Origin of the sequence: Salifodinibacter halophilus, from assembly GCA_012999515.1 — a bacterium.
Classification (GTDB): Bacteria; Pseudomonadota; Gammaproteobacteria; order Nevskiales; family Salinisphaeraceae; genus Salifodinibacter; species Salifodinibacter halophilus.
In genome coordinates, this window is record JABEEB010000640.1 from 1 (window position 1) to 241 (window position 241).

General features: G+C 74.3%; 1 protein-coding gene. It reads right to left on the reverse strand.

Going from position 1 to position 241, the window contains the following annotated elements; all coding sequences use genetic code 11:
• The coding region (locus HKX41_13125; protein NNC25076.1) for an NAD(P)-dependent oxidoreductase at positions 1 to 241 on the reverse strand (241 nt) is incomplete at both ends.

Consider the following 241-nt stretch of genomic DNA (forward strand, 5'->3'; position numbering starts at 1 on the left):
AGCGGCGCCTGGCCTTGCGGGTGCACCAGTTCGTGGCGCTGGCGCAACGGCCGGCCGTCGGCGTCCTCGCCTTCCAGCTCCAGCACGATCTCGGTGGAGAACGCCTCGCCGCGGCGGCGGCTGGCGCTTTCGCCCAGCGCCATGTCGAGCCGGATCGAATGCGCGTCGGTGGCCGCGGCCAGGCTCACCACGTCCATCGGCGAGTAGGCCGCCCCTGGCACCGGCGTGCCGTCGACGCTGG